At 52.6% G+C, this 3,021-nt stretch carries 2 rRNA genes; both read right to left on the minus strand.

Annotated features, from left to right (window positions below):
- Positions 1–28 precede the first annotated feature (28 nt).
- A 5S ribosomal RNA gene (rrf, locus tag ABH945_RS36045) occupies positions 29–142 on the minus strand.
- A gap of 166 nt (positions 143–308) precedes the next feature.
- Positions 309–3,021: ribosomal RNA gene (locus ABH945_RS36050) — 23S ribosomal RNA — on the minus strand; the annotation flags it as partial.

Here is a 3,021-nt window from a genome sequence, read left to right on the forward strand (position 1 = left end):
GGGGTGGGGTTTCTGATGCTGCTGGGGAGCCTGACGATTACCTACTTTCACACGGGCAATCCGCACTATCATCGGCGTGGAGTCGTTTCACGGTCCTGTTCGGGATGGGAAGGGGTGGTACCGACTCGCTATGGTCATCAGGCATGACTTGTTGTCGTGTCGCCTTTGGGGCAACACAACCAATCTGGAAGAAGTAGTTTCTGGTGATGCTCACCAGAGAAGCTTTTGGGGTTGTGCTGTTTCTGGCACAACACTGATCTCAACCGTGCGTCTTGTGTCCCTTTGCGGGAGCAAGACACACCTGTTATAGGATCAAGCCTTACGGGCAATTAGTATCAGTTAGCTTAACGCATTACTGCGCTTCCACACCTGACCTATCAACGTCCTGGTCTTGAACGACCCTTCAAGGGGCTTAAAGCCCCGGGGATATCTCATCTTAAGGCGAGTTTCCCGCTTAGATGCTTTCAGCGGTTATCTCTTCCGAACATAGCTACCCGGCGATGCCACTGGCGTGACAACCGGTACACCAGAGGTTCGTCCACTCCGGTCCTCTCGTACTAGGAGCAGCCCCCTTCAAATATCCAGCGCCCACGGCAGATAGGGACCAAACTGTCTCACGACGTTTTAAACCCAGCTCACGTACCTCTTTAAATGGCGAACAGCCATACCCTTGGGACCGGCTACAGCCCCAGGATGAGATGAGCCGACATCGAGGTGCCAAACACCGCCGTCGATATGAACTCTTGGGCGGTATCAGCCTGTTATCCCCAGAGTACCTTTTATCCGTTGAGCGATGGCCCTTCCATACAGAACCACCGGATCACTATGACCTGCTTTCGCACCTGCTCGACTTGTCGGTCTCGCAGTTAAGCACGCTTATGCCATTGCACTATCAGCACGATTTCCGACCGTACCTAGCGTACCTTCGTACTCCTCCGTTACACTTTGGGAGGAGACCGCCCCAGTCAAACTGCCTACCATGCACTGTCCCCGACCCGGATAACGGGTCAAGGTTAGAACCTCAAACAAACCAGGGTGGTATTTCAAGGTTGGCTCCACGCAGACTGGCGTCCACGCTTCATAGCCTCCCACCTATCCTACACAGATCGGTTCAAAGTCCAATGCAAAGCTACAGTAAAGGTTCATGGGGTCTTTCCGTCTAGCCGCGGGGAGATTGCATCATCACAAACACTTCAACTTCGCTGAGTCTCGGGAGGAGACAGTGTGGCCATCGTTACGCCATTCGTGCAGGTCGGAACTTACCCGACAAGGAATTTCGCTACCTTAGGACCGTTATAGTTACGGCCGCCGTTTACCGGGACTTCAATCAAGAGCTTGCACCCCATCATTTAATCTTCCGGCACCGGGCAGGCGTCACACCCTATACGTCCACTTTCGTGTTTGCAGAGTGCTGTGTTTTTATTAAACAGTCGCAGCCACCAGTTTATTGCAACCCCTTCACCCTCTGCCCGCAGGGGCATCAAGCTACAGGGGCGTACCTTATCCCGAAGTTACGGTACCAATTTGCCGAGTTCCTTCTCCCGAGTTCTCTCAAGCGCCTTAGAATACTCATCTCGCCCACCTGTGTCGGTTTGCGGTACGGTCTTGTTAAACTGAAGCTTAGAGGCTTTTCTTGGAACCACTTCCGATTGCTTCTTCACCTAAGTGAATGGCCTCACACCCTTGAATTCCGCGCCCGGATTTGCCTAAGCGCCTTCTCCAATGCAAGGACCGGGACTTCCAACACCCGGACAACCTTCCGCGATCCGTCCCCCCATCGCATTTAACAATGGTGCAGGAATATTAACCTGCTTCCCATCAGCTACGCATTTCTGCCTCGCCTTAGGGGCCGACTCACCCTACGCCGATGAACGTTGCGTAGGAAACCTTGGGCTTACGGCGAGGGGGCTTTTCACCCCCTTTATCGCTACTCATGTCAGCATTCGCACTTCCGATACCTCCAGCGCACTTTTCAATGCACCTTCGCAGGCTTACGGAACGCTCTCCTACCATGCACATAAATGTGCATCCGCAGCTTCGGTATATTGCTTAGCCCCGTTACATCTTCCGCGCAGGACGACTCGATCAGTGAGCTATTACGCTTTCTTTAAAGGATGGCTGCTTCTAAGCCAACCTCCTGACTGTTTTAGCCTTCCCACTTCGTTTCCCACTTAGCAATATTTGGGGACCTTAGCTGGCGGTCTGGGTTGTTTCCCTCTTGACACCGGACGTTAGCACCCGATGTCTGTCTCCCGTGATTGCACTCTTCGGTATTCGGAGTTTGCTATGGCGTAGTAATCCGCAATGGACCCCACAACCATGACAGTGCTCTACCCCCGAAGGTGATACACGAGGCACTACCTAAATAGTTTTCGGAGAGAACCAGCTATTTCCAGGTTTGTTTAGCCTTTCACCCCTATCCACAGCTCATCCCCTAACTTTTCAACGTTAGTGGGTTCGGACCTCCAGTACGTGTTACCGCACCTTCATCCTGGCCATGGATAGATCACCTGGTTTCGGGTCTACACCCAGCGACTGAATCGCCCTGTTCGGACTCGCTTTCGCTACGCCTGCCCTAATCGGTTAAGCTTGCCACTGAATGTAAGTCGCTGACCCATTATACAAAAGGTACGCAGTCACCCCTTGCGAGGCTCCTACTGTTTGTATGCATGCGGTTTCAGGATCTATTTCACTCCCCTCCCGGGGTTCTTTTCGCCTTTCCCTCACGGTACTGGTTCACTATCGGTCGATCACGAGTATTTAGCCTTGGAGGATGGTCCCCCCATCTTCAGACAGGATTTCACGTGTCCCGCCCTACTTGTCGTACACCTAGTTCTTCCTCGCTGCTTTCGTCTACAGGGCTATCACCTGCTATGGCGGCACTTTCCAGAGCCTTCGACTAACAATGAAGATAAAGAGTACAGGCTGGTCCCATTTCGCTCGCCACTACTCTGGGAATCTCGGTTGATTTCTTTTCCTGCGGTTACTTAGATGTTTCAGTTCACCGCGTTCGCTTCTCAT

Origin of the sequence: Paraburkholderia sp. GAS333 (genome assembly GCF_050435665.1) — a bacterium.
Classification (GTDB): Bacteria; Pseudomonadota; Gammaproteobacteria; order Burkholderiales; family Burkholderiaceae; genus Paraburkholderia; species Paraburkholderia fungorum_A.